The organism is Cellulomonas composti (assembly GCF_007990245.1).
Lineage (GTDB): Bacteria > Actinomycetota > Actinomycetes > Actinomycetales > Cellulomonadaceae > Cellulomonas > Cellulomonas composti.
Window position 1 is genome coordinate 68929 of record NZ_BJWG01000001.1, and the last position, 18339, is coordinate 87267.

The following is an 18339-nucleotide window of genomic DNA, read 5'->3' on the forward strand; positions in this document are numbered from 1 at the left end:
GTGCGTGTCAGCGGGCGGTCTCCGACGATGGGCGTAGCGCGTCCCGCACCCGCAGCGCCGTCGCCGGCCGGTTCGTCGTCACGGCCCACGCCCGGTCGTCGAGCCAGTACGCGAGGTCGCGGGTGCGGTCCACCGTCCAGACGAGCATCGGCAGACCGGCCCCGTCCGCCACCGCGGCGAGATGCGTGCGGGCCAGCCGGTGGTGGGCGACGACGAGCGTCGCGTCGCACGCGGCCAGCCGGTCGGCGAGCGCGCCGCGCACCCGTTCGCGGTCCGGTCCGCCCGGCGCCCGCTGCATCGACAGGCCGACCCTCAGCCCCGGCGCGGCTGCGCGTGACCACGCCCGGACGGCCGCGACCACGGCGTCGTCCTCGCTGGTCACGACGACGTGCGCCGCCCCGAGCCGCTCGACCGCACGCCGCGCCGTGCCGACCGCCCACTGCGGCGGGCTGCCCGCGAGGTCGCTCGTGGGGTCGCTCTTGAGGTCGACGTGGGCGCCCGCGCGCCCGGCCAGGAGACCCAACGCCTCGTCGAACGTCGCGCGGCCGGTGCTCGCACGGAACGTCGCCAGGTCGAGCGAGGAGACGGCCCGGCGCCGCCCGCGCAGCCGCGTCGTCGGGTCGTGCTGCAGCACCGTCGACCCGTCCGCCAGGACGCGCACGTCGATCTCCACGAGGTCGACCCCGAGTCGGCTCGCCTCGTCGATCGAGGCGAGTGTGCCCTCGCGGCGCCGCTCCCTGCCCACACCGCCACGGTGGGCGCTGACCAGCGTCATGCGACGCGACGCTACGGGACCTCTGGCCCCCGCGCGCCCTGCACCCGGTCGCGGATACCGCGCAGCATCGCGCGGCTCATCACCGTGCTCGCCACCCCCAGCACCTCGAACGCCGCCCGCGACCACCAACCGAGGCGTGCGTACCGCTCGCGCACGACCAGGCGCGTCGTCCCGTACCGCCCGGGCCGCAGGACGAACGCCCACACCCACGCCGAGTCGGGCGCCGCGAGCACCATCGCGGCGTTGCGATCGAGGCGGACGACCTCGAGCGCGACCTCGGGACCGAGGTGGACCGCGTCGCCGACGGCGAGCGACTGCCACCGCTGCTCGACCCGGTCGGCGGAGTGCACGTCCAGGCCGAACGCGCGCTCCAGCCGGTCGTAGGAGTAGAACCCGCCGCGGCCCAGGCCCAGCTGCACGACCCACGGCCAGACCTGCTCGGGCGGCGCGTCGATCGTGATCGCGCGGGTCGCGCCGATCAGCGGGTCGGGTACCAGCTCGTCACCCGGCAGGTCGGCGTCGAGATCGTCGTCCGTCGCGCCCCACTGCAGCGCCCACGTCCGGGCGAGCGGGACCACGACGGCCGCGAGCCCGGCGATGAGCACGAGCGTTCTCGTCGTCCGTCGCGGGGTCATGTCCCCATCCGACCCCGGGAACCGCGCCGCGCGGAACCGACGAACGTCCCGAGACCCCGCGCGCCGCGTCCCCGACGGGCGCACCCGACCCGAGGACATCCGTCGCGTCCGCCCGACGACAGCCCGCAGCCCGCGGATGTCGGGGGTCCGGGTCAGGATGGAGCCGTGCTGCTCGCCGAGCTCGTGACGACGTCCCTCGCGGTGGCCGCGACGCGGTCGCGGCTGACCAAGCGCGCCCTGATCGCCGACCTGCTGCGTCGGGCACCCGATGACGAGGTCGGGGTCGTCGCGCGGTATCTCGCCGGCGAGCTCACGCAGCGGCGCACGGGTCTGGGATGGCGGTCGGTCGCCAGGCTGCCTGCACCTGCGTCGACCGAGACGCTCACGGTGCCTGCGGTGGATGCCGCGTTCGAGCAGATGGCGGGTCTGTCCGGGCCCGGCTCGGCGGGGGAGCGGGCGGTGCTCGCTGCAGCCCTGTTCGGCGCGGCGACCGAGCCGGAGCAGAGGTTCCTGCGCGGTCTCGTCACGGGCGAGGTGCGCCAGGGTGCGCTCGATGCGCTGCTGCTGGACGCCGTGGCGGAGGCGGCGGGTGTCCCGGCCGACGACGTGCGCCGCGCGGCGATGCTGGCCGGTGCGACACCGCCGGTCGCGGTCGCCGCGCTCACCGCCGCGGATCCGGCGCAGGCCGCCGCGAACCTGGCCGGCTTCCGGCTCACCGTCGGCCGCCCGGTCCGCCCGATGCTCGCGCAGTCGGCCCCCGACGTCGGCGCGGCTCTGGCGACCGTCGCGCCCACCGACGCCGACGGTGCGCCCGGAGCCGTCGCGGTCGTCGACACCAAGCTCGACGGCATCCGCATCCAGGTGCACCGCGACGGTGCGGACGTCCGCGTCTTCACGCGCAGCCTCGACGACATCACGTCCCGCGTCCCGGAGATCGTGGCCGTGGCCCGCGGCCTGCCCGCGCGCACGTTCGTCCTGGACGGCGAGGCCCTGGTGATCGGTGACGGTGGGCGCCCGGTGCCGTTCCAGGACACGTCCGCGCGCACGTCCACCCGCGACGCCGACCTCGCCGACGGGGGCCGGCTGCGGCCGTTCTTCTTCGACTGCCTCCACCTCGACGGCCAGGACCTGCTCGACGAGCCGCTCCAGCACCGGATCGCCGAGCTCGACCGGCTCCTCGCGGGCACCGGGACCGCGGTCGCGCGCGTGCTCGCGCCGGACACGGCGACCGCGGGCGCCCAGCTCGCGGCGGCAGTCGCGGCGGGCCACGAGGGCGTCGTCGTGAAGGCGCTCGACGCGCCGTACGCCGCGGGCCGTCGCGGCGCCGCCTGGGTCAAGGTCAAGCCCCGGCACACGCTCGACCTCGTGGTCCTCGCGGTCGAGCGCGGCTCCGGTCGTCGTGCAGGCCTGCTCTCGAACATCCACCTGGGCGCTCGAGACCCCGCAGGCGGCTTCGTCATGCTCGGCAAGACCTTCAAGGGCATGACCGACGAGCTGCTCGCGTGGCAGACGCAGCGCTTCCGCGAGCTCGAGGTCCAGGACGACGGCTGGGTCGTGACGGTCCGCCCGGAGCAGGTGGTCGAGATCGCCTTCGACGGTGTCCAGCGCTCGACCCGCTACCCGGGCGGCGTCGCGCTCCGCTTCGCCCGCGTCCTGCGCTACCGGGACGACAAGCCGGCCGCCGAGGCTGACACGATCGACGCGGTGCGTGCACTCGTGCACTGAGCAGCGCGGTGAGGCGGGTCAGGCGCCGAGGGTGACGTCGGCGGTCGATGCCACGTCGGCCGTGCGGCCCGGTCCGCCCTGGAACTGCCAGTACAGGTTGGTGTGCGCGACGACGAGGTCGGGCGTGGGGGCTCCCCACTGCGAGAAGTCGTCGGTCGTGTGGGCGTCCGATACGAGCGTGACGTCGTAGCCGCGGACGAACCCGCCGTGCAGCGTGGAGCGCACGCACGCGTCGGTCTGTGCACCGGTCACGACGAGCCGGCCCACACCCTGCTCGGCGAGGGTCGCCTCGAGGGTCGTGTCCTCGAAGGAGTCGCCGTAGCGCTTCTCGACGATCGGCTCGTCGGGAGCAGGCGCGAGCTCGGGGGCGATCTGCCACTGCTCGCTCGCGAGCGGGAGCTCGTCGCTCGAGTGGCGGACCCACACGACGGGGGTGCCCTGCTCGCGCGCGCGGTCCACGAGAGCGGCGATGTTGGCGAGCACCTCGTCACGGCGGTAGGCCTGGGCGACGACGCCGACCTGCACGTCGACGACGAGGAGTGCGGTTCCTGGGCGGTTCTCGAGAGTGGTCATGGCACCAGTGACTCACAGGGGTCTGACACGCACCCCTCCCGCACCATGCGGACGCGCGGTCACCGGCGGATCACCCGTGTCGGGCGACACACGCGGGGCGCCCGACGTGCGAGGCTCAGAGGATGGTGCACAGCGAGACGGCGGTGGACGGCTGGACCGAGCGCTGGGTGGTCGTCGAGGGTCACGAGATGCTGGTGCGTTGCTCCGACGAGGTCGAGGGCGCGACGCCTCAGGTGCACATCCACGGGTTCGCGATCTCGGGCCGGTCGCTCATGCCGACGGCCCGACTGCTGGCGAGCCGCGCGACGTGCTACGTGCCCGACCTGCCGGGATTCGGCCGTTCACCCGGCTGGGGATACACGCTGGGCGTGCCGGCGCTCGCCGACGCGGTCGTCGGGCTGCTCGACGCGCTCGAGCTCGACAAGGCGGTGCTCGTCGGCAACTCGATGGGCTGCCCGATCTCGCTCGAGGTCGCACACCGCGAACCCGACCGGGTCGAGCGGGTCGTGCTGTGCTCGCCGGCCGGAGGTGTGCACAACCAGCCCCTCGTGCGCGCGGTGCAGCAGCTCGTGCGCGACGCGGTGCGGGAGAGCCCGCGGATGGCGAGCGTGGCGGTGCCGGACTACCTGCGCTTCGGACCCGTGAACGCGATGCAGCTGTTCGCAGAGCTCATGCGCTTCCCCTCGATGGAGCGGCTGCTGCGCATCACCGTGCCCACGCTCGCGATCGTCGGGACGCGTGACCCGATGATGCCGCCGCCGTGGCGCGTGCGCGAGCTCGCCCGGCTCGCCCCCGACAACCTGACGGTCGCCGTGATCCGCGACGCCGCGCACGCGATGAACTTCAGCCACCCCGAGGAGCTCGCCCGCGTCGTGTCCTGCTGGCTCGACGGGATCGACATCACCGACGAGGTTCTCGACGAGGCAGCCACGGCCGGCACGCCGGGGGCGAACGGCACCGCGCGTCGCCCGCGGGTGTTCCAGGTGCGAGGCTGACTCACCCCTGGAGCGCACGACAGCCCCGGTCGCTCGAGGCGCTCGGGGCTGTCGGCGTCTGCGAAGGAATGCTCAGCCGAGAAGCTGAGCCTTCTGCGCGTCGAACTCCGCCTGCGTGAGCACGCCCGCGTCGCGCAGCCCGGCGAGCTCCTTCAGGTGGGCGATCTTCTCGTCCATCGTGAGCTCGGGCTCCGCCGGCTCGGGCGCCTGGGTGACGTAGACCGGCGCCGGTGCGTACGTCGGCTGCGGTGCGGCGTAGGTGGGCTGCGGGGCGTACTGCGCCGCCTCCTGCTCGGCCCACCGACCCTGCTGGCGGTGGTGCACGCGCCCCGAGACCGCACTCGCCGTACCGGCGACCACGGCCGTGCGGGCGACCCCGCGGATCAGTCCTGGCATGTCGTCCTCCTCGTTCCTGTCCTGGTGCTCGTCGAGATCGCTGTGGGTGTCACTCGTCCTCGGACGCGTCGAGCGCCGCGAGGATCGCCTGGATCGGGATGCGCCCGCCGGCGACCAGCTGGCCGCCGCCCTTGCGCAGCGCAGCGGCGAAGGGCGCCGCCCACGCGTTCTCGTACACCAGGACACCGGCCGCGCTGCCGGGCTCGAGCGCGGCACCGACCTCCTCGAGGTCGTCGTCGCCGAGGAGCGAGGACGAGGCGCCCGCGAAGATCGTCATGTCGACGTCGCCGCTGGTGTCGAGGTCGTGCAGCTCGACACCGGTGACGATCCCGTCGGCGTCCTTCGTCACGAAGGCCAGGTCGAGCACGCGGATGATGCCGCGGTCCACCAGATCGACGAGCAGCGGGAACGCCGTTCCGTCGAGCCGATCCTTCGGGAACTCGACGACGAGGTAGTCGACGGGTCCCATTACCTCCAGGTCGACATCCATCATTTCCTCCTCACGCACCGGGGCGGTCCCGGTGCCGTTCGTGCGTGGGGTCGACGACCCCGCGCGGTGCATCAGCCGGTCGGGCGCGCGGCGCGACCGGTCGTCGTGGCTCGCAGTCTCGACCCGAACGAGCAGGTCGGCCAGCTGGACGTCTTCGAGATGGTAGGTGTGCGAGCTCGACCGTAGCGCGGCGTTCTCGTCGCCGAGCATCTGGGCCATCAGTGGTCCGACGGCGCCGCGCACGACGATCTCGACGTCCGGACGTCCCCCCGCGTCGGTGGTGCGCAGCCCGACGACGTCGAGCCCGAGCGAACCCATGCGCTGCAGGAGTCCGAACAGCGCGGCGGTGTCGCGGATCTCCGCCTCGAGAACGGTGTGGTCGGCCGCACGACGCACACCGGAGTCCTCCAGGTACTCGAGCGCTTCCTCGCGCACCGGTCCCTCGATCGTGAGCTCGATCGTCCTGGAACGCACGCGCCCTCCTCCGTCGTGGCTGCGTCCACTCTGTGCGGGCCGCGCCCGTGGGTAATCACCCGTTCCGGGTATGGGGACGACGTAGGCTTCGGCTCATGTCGGTAGAGGTCGCGAGCACCGTTCGCGCCGCGGTCGCGGCGCATGGCGCTCCGGCGATGCTGCGGGCGCGTTGCACGGTTCCGACACCCGCGCGCGTGGTGCGTCGCGCCGCCCTCGACGAGCTGCTCGAGAATGCGGTCGACCGTCGGCTCACGGTCGTCTCGGCAGGACCTGGCTGGGGAAAGACCGTCGCTGTGGCGCAGTGGGCTGCGACGACGGACCGCGCGGTGGCGTGGCTCACGCTCGAGGCGAGCAACGACTCGTCGGTGCCGTTCTGGTCCGAGGTGCTGGCGGCCCTGCGCGCGAGCGAGGTCGTCCCCGCCGATCACCCGTTGGCCGCCCTGCGGGTGCCGGCCGTCGAGACCTCCGAGTTCCACGCCCAGCTCTTCCACGCGCTCGAGGCACTTCCGGAGCGCGTCGTCCTCGTCCTCGACGACTTCCACCACGTGACGCGGCGCGAGATCCTCGACGTGATCGACGAGCTGCTGCGCTACGACCTGCCGCTGCGCCTCGTCGTCGTCACGCGCATCGACCCGCTGCTGCGCCAGCACCGGCTGCGGGTCGAGGGGGAGCTGAGCGAGGTGTTCGCCGCCGATCTCGCGTTCGACGGGACCGCGGTCGCCGAACTCGCGCGGTCCCGGGGACGTGAGCTCACGGGCGACGACGTCGCTCGGGTGCTCGAGCAGACGGACGGCTGGGCGGTCGGCGTGCGGCTCGTCATGCCGGCACCCGGACACCCTGGCGCGACCGTCGTGCCCCAGCAGCACGCGTCCGAGTACCTCGTCGCCGAGGTGCTCGACCGCCTCGAGCCGGACATGCGGCACGTGCTGCTCATGACCAGCGTGACGACGGCGGTGTGCGAGGACCTCGTGGAGGCTGTCCTGCCCGGAGGCGAGGCGAGGCGACGGTGGCGCGCCTTCGTCACCCGCAACGCGTTCGTCACGCCGATCGGCGCCGACGGCACCTGGTACCGCTACCACCCGCTGCTGCGCGACATGCTGCTCGGCCGGCTCCGTGCGGACGCGCCGCAGGACGCGCTGCGGGCACACCGCCGCGCGGCTCGATGGCTTGCGTCGCACGGCGAACCGGTGCTCGCGCTCGTGCAGGCCAGGCACGCGGGGGACTGGGCGTTGTTCGGGCGGCTGTTCGTCGAGGTCGGCTCCGTCCCGCTGGTCTCCGCCGCGCGGGGGCAGATGATCGACCTGCTCGGGTCGATCCCGTACGCGGAGCTGGAGCCCGATGTCGGGATCGAGCTGTGCGTCGCGTCGCTCGCGGTCGCGACCGGGCGCTTCGCCGCAGCGACCACCCACGTCATGCGGGCTCGCGCGCTCCTCGACGACGATGCCGACGCGGCCGACACCGCGCTGCTGGAGATCGTCGCGGCGACCGCGTCCCGGGGAGCGGGCGACCCGGAGGCGGCGCGCCGCGCGGCCGCCGCGGCGCTCGTCGCGCTCGACGGGGCCATCCGACCGTCGGCCGCATGGCCCGGCTACCACGTGCTCGCGGTGAACAGCCACGCCGTCGGACTGCTGTGGCGCGGCGACGTCGAGGAGGCGCGGCGCCAGCTCGACGCCCTCGTGGCCACGACCCGGACGATGGCGCCGCTGCTGCCCGTGCTCAACGCCCGCTCGTACCACGCGTTCGCCGAGGCTCTCCTCGGGCGGCTCGACCTCGCGCGCGAGCACGGCCTGCAGGTGATCGACGACGCCCGCGATCTCGGCTGGGCCTCCCACCTGCAGTGTCGTCCGGCGTACGCGGCCGTCGCCTGGGCCGCGCTGCTGCGTGGCGTCGAGGACGAAGCGGACCGGATGCTCGCACTGGGGCTCGCGAGCGACCTCAACGGCCAGGAGCCGCAGACGACGCTCGCCGTCCGGTTGATGCAGGCGATGGTCGCGGTCCAGCGCGGTCGGTTGCGTGCGGCGGAGGCTGCCCTGCGCTCGGCCGGCCCGTTGGACGACACGATCCCGCCGGCGCTGGCGGACCTCGCCGCGCGCGTGGTGCGCGAGGTCGCGCAGCGCGCGGGCCGCGCCGAGCTCACCGATGGCACGACGATCGATCCGACGACCGCGCTGGGCCACGTGCACGACGCGCAGGCGCACCTCGACCGAGGCGACACCGGCGATGCGATCACGTCGGCGATCGAGGCGAGCGTGCTCGCGGATCGTGAGCAGGACCCGCTCGTGCAGGTCGAGGCGCTGCTCATGCTCGCGCGCGCGTACGAGAGGACAGGGACGACCGCCTCGTGCGACGAAGCGCTCGAGCGGGCGCTGCGCGTCGCGGCCGAGCCGGTGCTCGTGCGCCCGTTCCTGCTGCTGCCGACCGCGAGCCTGGTGGCCAGGACACGCACACTGCTGGACACGCATCCCGGCGAGCTCGCGAACCGCCTGCGCACCCGGCTGCTCGTCGACCAGCGGCACCACGAGCACGAGCCGGAGCCGCTGGTGGAGGCGCTCACCAGTCGTGAGCTCGCGATCCTGGGCGCCCTGCCCACCATGGGGACCAACTCGGAGATCGCCTCCGACTTCTTCGTGTCGGTGAACACCGTCAAGGCGCACCTGAAGTCGCTGTACCGCAAGCTCGGCGTCGACAGCCGCCGTGAGGCCGTGCGGCGCGGGCGCGAGCTCGGCCTGCTCTGAGCGCCGGCAGCAGCCGAGCGTCGGAGGCGCTCGGGCGCGTCAGGCCGCGTGCCCCGTGCGCGACCACGTGGCCGCCGCGACGAGAGCCGCGAGGAGCCACGTCACCGCGTAGAGCCCGACGAGCTGGACGCCGGCGCCCTCGACGAGCGACGCGACGAGCGGCGCGGAACCGCCGACGACGGCGCTCGCGGCGGTCAGGGAGTACGCGATCCCCGACGCGCGGACACGCGCGGGAAGCACGTCGCCGAGGGCGGACTGGATGACGAACGCCCCGAGCGCGACGCCCGCGAGGGTGTCGGCCGCGAACAGGCCTGCTGCGCCGCGACCCATGAGCCAGTCGCACGCGAGCCAGGCCACCGTCATCGTGATCGCCCCCCCGAGCAGGACGGGGCGTCGCCCGATGCGGTCCGAGAGTCGCCCGCTGAGCACCGCGGACGCGGCGAGCGCGAGGGTCCCGACCACGGAAGCCGTGAGCGCGACGTCCAGCGCGTACTCGCCGTCGGTCACGAGCCGCGCGGGCAGGTAGACGAACCAGATGTTGTACGAGCTGCTGAAGGCCGCCGACAGCGCGAAGCCCCGCACGATGTGCGGCAGGTAGGGCCCGATCGCGGGTCGAGGCCCAGGCCCACCCGCCGCGGCGTCGTCGGGCGTCTCGAGGTCGGGTGACTCGAAGTCGGGCGACTCCGCGGCGCGGCGCAGCAGACCCACCGCGAGCAGGCCGAGCGGCAGGGCGACGAGGAACGGCACGCGCCAGCCCCACGCGAGCAGCGCGTCGTCGTCGAGCGCGGCACGCACGGCCGCGACCGCCCCCGTGCCGGCGGCGAAGCCGAGCGCGGTCGTCGCGAGGTGCGTCCCGCCCCACAGCCCGCGTGCGCGCGGCGGTGCGTGCTCGACGAGGTAGGCGACCGAGACCGGCATCTCGCCACCGGACGAGAAGCCCTGCACGAGCCGCAGGACCAGAAGGGCCACGGTCGCGGCGACCCCGATCGCCGCCCACGAGGGCAGCAGGCCGATGCCCGCCGTCGCGGCGGTCATGAGCCCGAGCATGCTCGTGAGCACACGGCGCCGACCGCGCCGGTCCGCCACGCGTGCGACGAGCACGGCGCCGAGCGGCCGCGCGAGGAACGAGATCGCGAACACCGCGTAGACGCCGGTGAGGGCAGCACCGCCGCCGGGGGTCAGCACCGCCGCGAGCAGCACGATCGACGCCCCGAAGACCGCGAAGTCGTACCACTCGATGAGGTTGCCCGCGGAGCCGACGATGCGCGAGACCCGGGCCCGGCGCGTGGCCGTGGCCGTGACCGGGCGTGCCCTGCTCGTCGTGCTCGTCGTGCTCGTCTCGCTCGTCGTGTCGGTCTTCACCCTCGCCCCTTCGTCGCGACCGAAACTGTAGTCGCGGGACGGGACGCGACGATCAGCCGCCCAGCACCGACTCCGCGGCCTCGTTGGGGGTCGGGTCGGGCTGGCGTCGCATCCGCAGCGCGCCGACGACGCCCGCGAGACCGGCCAGCAGCGGCACCAGGAGGGCGATCTGCAGCGCACGCGGGCGGACCTCGGTGTTGATCCGCATGATCTCGGCACTGACGTCGGCCGGCTCGTCGGCCAGCAGGGTCTGGAGCTGCGCGTCGCTCATCAGCTGGGCGTCCTCCTTGAGGACGCTCGCGACATGCGCCTTGTCGTCGGGCGGGAGCACGTCGCTCGCCTGCGTCTGGGTGGTGAAGCCGGAGACGACGGCGGCCAGCATCACGGCACCCGCCAGCGCGAGGCCGAACGACAGCCCGAACGAGCCGGTCGCGGAGTTGACGCCGGCCGCCTCGCTCACGCGCTCCTGGCTGACGGGCGAGAGCGTGTAGTTGTTGAGCTGCGAGACGAGCAGTCCGAGCCCGCTGCCCGCGATCACCAGCGGCACCGCGAGCCACCAGCCGGCGGTGGCGCGCGGCACGATCGGGAGCAACGCGCCCACTCCGACGACGAGCAGCGAGAACCCGGTGAGGACCACCGTTGCCGGGCGGCGGCGTCCGGCGCGCTTCCCGGCGAGCAGCGCCGCCGCGAACATGCTCAGCGACAGCGGCGCGAGCGAGAGGCCCGCGAGCATCGCGTTGTAGCCGAGCACCATCTGCAGGAAGATCGGCAGCGAGATCATCGCGCCGCCCAGCGCGATCTGCTGGAGCATCTGCTGCGTCACGCCGAGCCGGAACAGCGGCGAGCGGAACAGGTCCGGGTCGATCAGCGTCGCGCGTGCGCGGCGGTGGCGCACGACGAGCCAGCGGGCGAGCCCGAGGAGCGCGCCGACACCCAGCACGATCAGTGCCGCGACGGACTCCCCGCCCTCCTGCCAGACGAGGACGCCGAGCACCACGCCACCCATGCCGACCACGGACAGCGCCGCCCCGAACAGGTCGATCGAGCGTTCGCCGACGTACGGTGCATCCTTGACGAGCCCGGCACCCGAGAGCACGACGAGGATCACGACCGCCTCGAGACCGAACGCGACGCGCCATGACAGGTACGTCGTGATGAAGCCGCCGACGAGCGGACCGACGGCCGCCGCGATCGACGCCGCCGCGCCGACCAGCGCGTAGACGCGCTTGCGGACAGGCCCGGGGAAGTTGCCGTGGATGAGGGACTGCATCGCGGGCAGCAGCAGCGCGGCGCCGAGCCCGCCGACCACGGCCCAGCAGATGACCACGATCGTCAGCCCTTGCGCGACGGTCATCGCGAGGGCGCCGACGAGGTAGCCGCACAGACCCAGGAGGTAGGCGCGCTTGCGGCCGAACAGGTCGCCGATCTTGCTGCCGATGAGGATGAACGCGGCCGAGACGAGCGCCTCGAGGGCGATCGCCGTCTGCACGCCGCTCACGGTCGTCCCGATGTCGTGCACGACGGCCGAGATCGAGACGTTCATGATCGACGTGTCGACGACGAGCACGAACATCGCCATCGCGAGCAGGATCGCGAGCCGACGCTGCGGCCCGGCGATCGTCGTCGAGTCGCCCGTGTCGGTGCTCATCGTGCGCCCCTCACGCCTCGGCGCGACGACGGGTCGCGAACCGCATGATCGCCTTGCCGATCTCGGCGATCACGAGGTACGCGAGCGTGATCAGCAGGCACGCGCGCCACTGCTCGCCGCTGAGCTCGGTGGTCCCGAAGATCCGCTGCAGCCCGCCCAGCGTCGTCACGAGGAAGGTCAGGCCGATGCAGATGAGCATGAGCATGACGAACCGGCCGTTCTTCAGCGTGTCGCTGGAGAAGATGCTCGCGAGCGGGTCGCGCCACTGCATCGCGACGACGACGTGCATGAGCGACATGGCCGTCAGGCCCATGGTCGTGGCGACCGTGAGGTCGTAGCGGTCCTCGCCCCACGCGACGACGAGCAGCGTGCCGACCGAGATGAGCACGCCGCCGATGGCGAGCCGCGCGCCGAGCGAGCGGCCGATCACCGGTTCCTCGGGCGAGCGCGGCTTGCGCAGCATGAGGCCGGCGGTCGCGGCGTCGAAGCCGAGGCCGATCGCGAGCAGCACGTCGATCGCGAAGTTGATCCACAGGATCTGCAGCGGCGTCAGCGGCGTGCCGTTCGCGACCGTGAAGACGCCCGCGCCCACGAACGTGAGGATGAACGCGGTGAGCACGACCATCTGGAAGCGGATGTACTTCATCAGGTTGTCGTAGAGCCCGCGGCCACCCTCGACGGCCGCGACGATCGTCGCGAAGTTGTCGTCCGTGAGGATCATCTCGGCCGCGTCCTTGGTGACCTCGGTGCCCGTGATGCCCATCGCGACGCCGATGTCGGCGCGGGTCAGTGCCGGCGCGTCGTTCACGCCGTCACCGGTCATCGCGACGATCTCGCCGCGCCGCTTGAGCACGTCGACGAGCCGGACCTTGTCCTCCGGGGCGACGCGCGCGACGACGCCGATCTCGTCGATCTCGGCCTCGAGCTGCGCGTCGGGCATCGCGGCGAACTCCGCGCCGGTCAGCGCACGGCCCTCGATGCCGAGCTGCTGCGCGATCGCCGCGGCGGTCGTCGCGTGGTCGCCCGTGATCATCCGCACGCGGATGCCTGCCTCGCGGCACTCGGCGATGGCCGCGGCGGCCTCGCGCCGGGGCGGGTCGACGATGCCGACGAGCGCGAGGATCTCGAGGCCCTGGACCAGCGCGAGCAGCTCGTCGGGCCCGGCGTCCACGAGGTCCGCGGCCGCGACGTCGCGCTGCGCGACCGCGAGGACACGCATGCCCTCGGCGGCGAGCAGGTCGTTCTCCTCGAGGACCTTCGCGCGGTCGCCGTCCTCGAGGACCGTGGCGAGACCGCCGTCGGCCCGCGCGTGGGTCGAGCGGGCGAGCAGCACGTCCGGCGCGCCCTTGACGTAGCACCGCACGCCGCCGTCGATCTCGTGGAACGTCGCCATCAGCTTGTACTCGGCGTCGAACGGCACCTCGGCGATGCGCGGGAACGTGCGTCGCGTCTCCTCGACGTCGAGTCCCGCCTTGGCGGCGAGCACGACGAGCGCGCCCTCCGTCGGGTCGCCGACGCATGCGCCGTCGCGGACCACCGCGTCGCTCGCGAGCGCCATGGGCAGCGCGAACGGTTCGAGCGGGAGGTCGCCGGTGCCCGCGACCGTCATGATCCGGCCGACCGTCGAGTAGCCCTCGCCGTCCACGGACAGGCGGTGTCCGGCGACGACCATGCGGCGCGCGGTCATCTGGTTGAGCGTCAGGGTGCCGGTCTTGTCGGAGCAGATCGCCGAGGTCGAGCCCAGCGTCTCGACCGACTTGAGCCGCTTGACGATCGCGCCCTTCTCGGCGAGCTGGCGCGTGCCGAGCGAGAGCAGCATCGTGACGACCGCGGGCAGGCCGGTCGGGATCGCGGCGATCGCGAGGCTGATGCCCACGACGAACAGCTCGTCGAACTCCTGGCCGCGGGCGAGCCCGAGCGCGACGATCGCGACCAGCGCGATCGCGGCCATCGTCGTGATGAGGATCGTGATCCGGTCGAGCTGTTTGGTGAGCGGCGTCTTGTCCTGCTCGACGCCGGTGAGCATCCCGGAGATGCGCCCGACCTCGGTCGACATGCCCGTCGCGGTGACGACCATCTCGCCGCGACCGCGGGTGACCTGCGAGTTCATGTACGCCATGTCGACCCGGTCGCCCAGCGGGACGTCCTCACCGGGCACCGCGCCGATCGACTTGGGCACCGGCGCGCTCTCGCCCGTCAGGCCCGACTCCTCGATCTCGAGCGCCGCCGCGACGAGGATGCGGCCGTCCGCCGGCACCTTGTCGCCCGCCTCGAACCCCACGATGTCGCCGGGCACGAGCTCCTCGGCCGGGACGATCACCTGCTGGCCGTCGCGCCGCACGCGCGCGTTCATGACGAGCATCTGGCGCAGCGAGGCGACGCTCTCGGCGGCCTTGCCCTCCTGGTGCAGGCCCATCAGCGCGTTGAGCACCGTCAGGCCCAGCACGACGACGCCCGTCGTCATGTCCTGGAGCGCGATGATGCTGACGAGCGCCGCACCGACGAGGACGAGCTGCATGAGGTCCTTGTACTGGCGCGCGAACGCCTGCCACGCCGGCTCCTTCGCCTCCTCGGCGAGGGCGTTCGGTCCGTAGCGGGCGCGCCGCTCGGCCACCTGCTCGGACGTGAGGCCGAGCGCGGGGTCCACGCCGAGTTCGCCGCACACCTGCTCGGCGGCTACGGCGTGCGGGCGGACGGCGACGCGGGAAGCCGTGGGTGTGGTCATGGCGACTCCTTCTCCATACTCCGGGCCAACTTCACAGGTGAATGGTCGCGATGCCTCACCCGTGGCGGGTACCGCGACCCGAGTCGTCAGTGCAGTGCGTGCTTCAGCACGATCATCGCGATGCCGAACATGCCGGTGCTGACGGTCGCGCCGACGCGGCCCCACCCGGTCAGCCCGCCCGCGCGTGACATCCGCCAGCCGACGATCAGCAGCAGCACGACGTTCACGACGAGAGCGATGTCGACCCCGCGTTCGGTCTCGACCCCGAGCAGGGCCTCGGTGACGAGGACCCCCGCCGGGATCAGGCACGCGGCAACGAGCGGTAGCCCGTCGCTGAGCACCATGCGGCGCTCCTGCCGCGTGAGGTCGCGGCGGTGGATCGTCCTGGCCGCGATCCAGTGCGCGTAGGACTCCGCCGCCCAGTACACGAAGAGCGTCAGCACGAGGGCGAGTGCGATGCGCCCGAGGCCGAACGACGACGGCGCGGCCGCGAGGACCGAGCCGCTGACCACGAGCCCGTACAGGTGGGACGCGCGTCGTCGGTGCAGCCGCTCGGGTGACGTCTCGTGCTCGGCCGTCGCCGTCAGGTCGCGTTGGATGTCGGCACGGACCACTTCGGGGTCGACGACCTCGTCCCGGTCCGGACCGGCCGTGGGGTGCAGCGGTGCCGGCGTCGGCGGAACTGGCCCGGGGGTGTCGGTCACCGAAGCATCCTGACACCTGACGCCGCAGGACGACAGATCACGCGACACCGTGCGCGAGAGGACGACTACCCGCCACGGGTGATGGACACTGCAGTCGGGGCACGGAAGGTGATGGACTAACGGCACCCGTGCCGATCGACGACAAGGAGAGACTGATGGAGTTCTGGGACTGGTTCTGGCTCATGGTGTGGTGGTTCTGCTTCTTCGCCTACCTCATCCTGCTGTTCCAGATCATCGGTGACCTGTTCCGCGACACCGCGACGAGCGGGTGGGCGAAGGCGTTCTGGACGATCGGCCTGATCGTCATGCCGTTCCTCATCGCGCTGATCTACATCATCGCGCGTGGCCAGGGCATGGCCGAGCGGCAGATGAAGGACGCCGTGCGCGTGCGCAACGCGCAGGACGAGTACATCCGCGCGACCGCCGGGCCGAGCCGTTCCGCGGCGTCGGACATCGCCGAGGCGAAGTCGCTGCTCGACTCGGGCGCGATCACCGCCGACGAGTTCGCGTCGCTGAAGGCCAAGGCCCTCGCCTGACATCTCACCGAAGCCCCCGGTCCCGCCTGGGACCGGGGGCTTCGTCGTACCCGAGCTGCGCCGAGGCCACATGGACGATCGAGCGAGAGATGATCGTGCGAGGACATGGCTACGGATCCTTGTGACCAGTCCTGCGCACGATCCCGATCCTGACCCGACGCGCGGGCGCACGGCGGTCAGGGCGGCGCCCGCCACCAGCGCCGGCGACCACAGCGCGGATGACCGTCGGCGCTGTGCACGAACGGCCCGATGCGACCGTCAGGCCTCGCCGGGCCCGGCGGCCTGGGCGGCCTGACGGCGCGACCGGACGACGAGCGGGATACCGACGCCGAGCCCGACGACGAGCAGCCCCAGGAGCCACCACACCCACGCGGGCGTGCCGCCCTCGTCCGTCGGCGTCGACTCGTCGGCCGAAGCGGACGGCGACGGCGTGACCTCAGGGGTCGGGGTCGGGGTGGGCGTGGGTGTCGGCGTCGGCGTAGGGGTGGGCGTCGGAGTCGGCGAGGGCGTCGGGCTGGGCGTCGGCGACGTGGTCGCCGGCGGGATCGGCGCCTCGGCGCTCTCGGTCGGCTCCGGCTCCTGCGTCGGCTCCTGCGTGGGCTCCTGCGTGGGCTCCTGCGTCGGCTCCTGCGTGGGCTCCTGCGTCGGCTCTGACGTCGGAGCCGGCGTGCCCTCCGACGTCCGGGTCGGGCGGGGTAGCGGGTTGCGGGTGCGGGTCGGCTCGGGTGACGGTTCGGCGCTCGGCGTCGGCTCGGCGCTCGGCGTCGGCCGGGGCGGGATCGAGAACGACGGCGACGGCCGCGCGGTGCGCGTGGAGTCGGGACGGTTGATCCCCTCGCCGTCGCACGACGTCACCAGCAGCCCGACGACGAGCACGCCCACCACGGCCACCCACCGGCGCACGGCCGGCCTCGTTGCACTCACGTCAAGCCTCCGTCAGTCTCCGACGAGAACGCTGCGGCCGGTGCCGGAACGCGTGGGCCCGACCGTACAGAGTGCAACCCTCCAGGTGGAAGTACGCCACGACACCGTGACCGACTTGGGACGGTCGACGTCGCCCGATCGGCCGACGTCGTCGCGGTCTCCACGAGTGTCCGGAGCGGGGCGTGTCGCCTACGTTGCGGGGGAGTGGCAGTGGCGGCGGGCCGGGGTCCCCGCACGGCTGGACCGTGCGGCATCGGACTGCTTCGAGCACGAGGTCGCGTCCCACAGCACGCCGATCTACCGCGAGCTGGCCGGTGTGGACCGTCGGCTGCAGGAGAACAAGGCGGTCAACCTTGCGATCGCCGCCACGCGGCTGGACGGCATCGTGCTGCGGCCCGGGCAGCGGATGTCGTTCTGGCGTCTGGTCGGCAGACCGAGCTACCGACGCGGGTTCAAGGACGGCTTGGTCCTGCGGCAGGGCCAGGTCGACGAGGCAGTCGGCGGCGGGCTGTGCCAGATGACCAACCTGCTGTACTGGATGACCGTGCACTCGCCGTTGACCGTGGTGGAGCGTTGGCGGCACACCTTCGACGTCTTCCCGGACAACGGCCGCACGCAACCGTTCGGCAGCGGTGCGACGTGCTCCTGGCCGGTTCTCGACCTGCAGATCGAGAACCGCACGGCTGCGACGTTCAGGCTGTCGCTGACGGTCGAGCAGACGGACCTGGTCGGAGCGTGGACCAGCGACCAGCCGCGGTCGAACACCTACGAGGTGTACGAGGCCGAACATGTGATGACGAACGATCTGCCTGGTGTCTTCACTCGGCGCAACGTGCTGAGGCGACGGATGCTCGATCTGGCTGGCAACGAGGTGAGCGACGAGCTCGTCGCGGTCAACGAGGGCCGGCTGATGTATCAGCCGTTCCTGGAGGCCGGCGGCGCCGGATAGTCGCGCATGGTCACGTCCCGCGATCCGAGCCGTCGGGGTGGCGTGCCCCCGGGGGGACTTGGCCGTCCGCGACACGCGGGACGGCCTTCCTCGTCGGTCGGAGAACACGATCGTCACCAGGGTCGTGGCATCCACCGGCCTGGGCAGACACCGACGACTCTCAGTAGTGGTACCGCGCCTGGAGCACGACGACGTCCTCACCGTCCACCAGGTAGACCAGCCTGTGCTCGTCGGTGATCCGTCGCGACCACGCGCCCGGCACCCCGAACCGAAGCTGCTCCGGCTTGCCGACGCCTGCATAGGGATCGCGCAGGGCCTCGTCGAGCAACCGATTCAGACGCTTCAAGACAGCGCGGTCGGCGGTCTGCCAGTGCGTGTAGTCATCCCAGCCGTGCGACGTGAAGACAAGCCTCACCCGCGGTCCAGCGAGTGTTCGGCGACCGCGCCACGGCTTGCCTGCTCGGCCGCGTCGAGAAGTCGTCGCGCGTTGGCGGGCGACCGGAACAGGTACGCGGTCTCCTGCCAGGCGGCATAGTCCTCACCCGACATCAGGACCGCGGAGCCGTGCTTGGAGACGATCTCGACGGCGTCGTGGTCGTCGTTCACGCGTTCGATCAACGGGAACAGCGTCCGGCGCGCCTCGCTGGCGGTGATCGCCATCTCGAACCTCCTAGTGGTACCGAAAAGCGTACC

At 72.6% G+C, this 18339-nt stretch carries 17 protein-coding genes; 5 read left to right on the forward strand and 12 right to left on the reverse strand.

Annotated elements, in window-relative coordinates:
* Positions 1 to 7 precede the first annotated feature (7 nt).
* Both CCO02nite_RS00325 and CCO02nite_RS00330 read right to left on the reverse strand, forming a co-directional pair.
* On the reverse strand, positions 8 to 775 hold the full coding sequence (locus CCO02nite_RS00325) for a glycerophosphodiester phosphodiesterase (RefSeq protein WP_146840988.1): 768 nt from the start codon (positions 773 to 775) through the stop codon (positions 8 to 10).
* Positions 776 to 786: 11 nt separating this feature from the next.
* On the reverse strand, positions 787 to 1410 hold the full coding sequence (locus CCO02nite_RS00330; protein ID WP_146840989.1) for an SRPBCC family protein: 624 nt from the start codon (positions 1408 to 1410) through the stop codon (positions 787 to 789).
* A 165-nt stretch (positions 1411 to 1575) separates the two neighbouring features.
* On the opposite strand from CCO02nite_RS00330, the gene CCO02nite_RS00335 reads away from it, so the two are divergent.
* Positions 1576 to 3135 carry an ATP-dependent DNA ligase gene (locus CCO02nite_RS00335; protein WP_146840990.1) on the forward strand — a complete coding sequence of 520 codons (1560 nt, stop codon included), beginning with the start codon at positions 1576 to 1578 and terminating at the stop codon, positions 3133 to 3135.
* 18 nt (positions 3136 to 3153) lie between these two features.
* Here CCO02nite_RS00335 and CCO02nite_RS00340 read toward each other — a convergent pair whose 3' ends face one another.
* The gene (locus tag CCO02nite_RS00340; protein ID WP_146840991.1) at positions 3154 to 3708 is read right to left on the reverse strand and encodes an isochorismatase family protein; all 555 of its coding nucleotides are present in this window, start codon (positions 3706 to 3708) and stop codon (positions 3154 to 3156) included.
* Between the two features lie 122 nt (positions 3709 to 3830).
* Between CCO02nite_RS00340 and CCO02nite_RS00345 the strand changes: the two genes are divergently transcribed.
* Positions 3831 to 4703, forward strand: coding sequence for an alpha/beta fold hydrolase (locus tag CCO02nite_RS00345; protein ID WP_146840992.1), 873 nt, complete (start codon positions 3831 to 3833; stop codon positions 4701 to 4703).
* A gap of 72 nt (positions 4704 to 4775) precedes the next feature.
* Here CCO02nite_RS00345 and CCO02nite_RS00350 read toward each other — a convergent pair whose 3' ends face one another.
* Positions 4776 to 5099, reverse strand: a complete 324-nt coding sequence (locus CCO02nite_RS00350) for an SHOCT domain-containing protein (protein ID WP_146840993.1) — start codon at positions 5097 to 5099, stop codon at positions 4776 to 4778.
* 49 nt (positions 5100 to 5148) lie between these two features.
* Positions 5149 to 6063 carry a DUF8691 family protein gene (locus tag CCO02nite_RS15940; RefSeq protein ID WP_246117229.1) on the reverse strand — a complete coding sequence of 305 codons (915 nt, stop codon included), beginning with the start codon at positions 6061 to 6063 and terminating at the stop codon, positions 5149 to 5151.
* Positions 6064 to 6158: 95 nt separating this feature from the next.
* Between CCO02nite_RS15940 and CCO02nite_RS00360 the strand changes: the two genes are divergently transcribed.
* The gene (locus CCO02nite_RS00360; RefSeq protein ID WP_146840994.1) at positions 6159 to 8798 is read left to right on the forward strand and encodes a winged helix-turn-helix domain-containing protein; all 2640 of its coding nucleotides are present in this window, start codon (positions 6159 to 6161) and stop codon (positions 8796 to 8798) included.
* Between the two features lie 39 nt (positions 8799 to 8837).
* Here the strand turns inward: CCO02nite_RS00360 and CCO02nite_RS00365 are convergent, their stop codons facing one another.
* The 4 genes from CCO02nite_RS00365 to CCO02nite_RS00380 form a co-directional block, all read right to left on the reverse strand.
* Positions 8838 to 10160, reverse strand: a complete 1323-nt coding sequence (locus tag CCO02nite_RS00365) for an MFS transporter (RefSeq protein WP_146840995.1) — start codon at positions 10158 to 10160, stop codon at positions 8838 to 8840.
* Positions 10161 to 10212: 52 nt separating this feature from the next.
* Positions 10213 to 11808 carry an MFS transporter gene (locus CCO02nite_RS00370; RefSeq protein WP_146840996.1) on the reverse strand — a complete coding sequence of 532 codons (1596 nt, stop codon included), beginning with the start codon at positions 11806 to 11808 and terminating at the stop codon, positions 10213 to 10215.
* Positions 11809 to 11818: 10 nt separating this feature from the next.
* On the reverse strand, positions 11819 to 14533 hold the full coding sequence (locus tag CCO02nite_RS00375) for a cation-translocating P-type ATPase (protein ID WP_146840997.1): 2715 nt from the start codon (positions 14531 to 14533) through the stop codon (positions 11819 to 11821).
* Between the two features lie 86 nt (positions 14534 to 14619).
* Entirely contained in the window at positions 14620 to 15237 is a 618-nt protein-coding gene (locus CCO02nite_RS00380; protein WP_146840998.1) for a hypothetical protein, read from the reverse strand.
* A gap of 155 nt (positions 15238 to 15392) precedes the next feature.
* Here CCO02nite_RS00380 and CCO02nite_RS00385 point away from each other — a divergent pair, with 155 nt between their 5' ends.
* The gene (locus CCO02nite_RS00385; RefSeq protein WP_146840999.1) at positions 15393 to 15773 is read left to right on the forward strand and encodes an SHOCT domain-containing protein; all 381 of its coding nucleotides are present in this window, start codon (positions 15393 to 15395) and stop codon (positions 15771 to 15773) included.
* A gap of 258 nt (positions 15774 to 16031) precedes the next feature.
* Here CCO02nite_RS00385 and CCO02nite_RS15575 read toward each other — a convergent pair whose 3' ends face one another.
* Complete coding sequence (locus tag CCO02nite_RS15575) at positions 16032 to 16697, reverse strand: hypothetical protein (protein ID WP_186812528.1); 666 nt, start codon at positions 16695 to 16697, stop codon at positions 16032 to 16034.
* 166 nt (positions 16698 to 16863) lie between these two features.
* Here CCO02nite_RS15575 and CCO02nite_RS00395 point away from each other — a divergent pair, with 166 nt between their 5' ends.
* Entirely contained in the window at positions 16864 to 17646 is a 783-nt protein-coding gene (locus CCO02nite_RS00395) for a VanW family protein (protein ID WP_146841000.1), read from the forward strand.
* Between the two features lie 160 nt (positions 17647 to 17806).
* Here CCO02nite_RS00395 and CCO02nite_RS00400 read toward each other — a convergent pair whose 3' ends face one another.
* Together CCO02nite_RS00400 and CCO02nite_RS00405 are read right to left on the reverse strand one after the other, a co-directional pair.
* Positions 17807 to 18061: a Txe/YoeB family addiction module toxin gene (locus CCO02nite_RS00400; RefSeq protein ID WP_146841001.1), complete on the reverse strand. Its 255-nt coding sequence runs from the start codon at positions 18059 to 18061 to the stop codon at positions 17807 to 17809.
* The gene (locus CCO02nite_RS00405; protein WP_146841002.1) at positions 18058 to 18306 is read right to left on the reverse strand and encodes a type II toxin-antitoxin system Phd/YefM family antitoxin; all 249 of its coding nucleotides are present in this window, start codon (positions 18304 to 18306) and stop codon (positions 18058 to 18060) included. Before CCO02nite_RS00405 ends, CCO02nite_RS00400 begins: the two co-directional genes overlap by 4 nt.
* Positions 18307 to 18339: the final 33 nt, after the last annotated feature.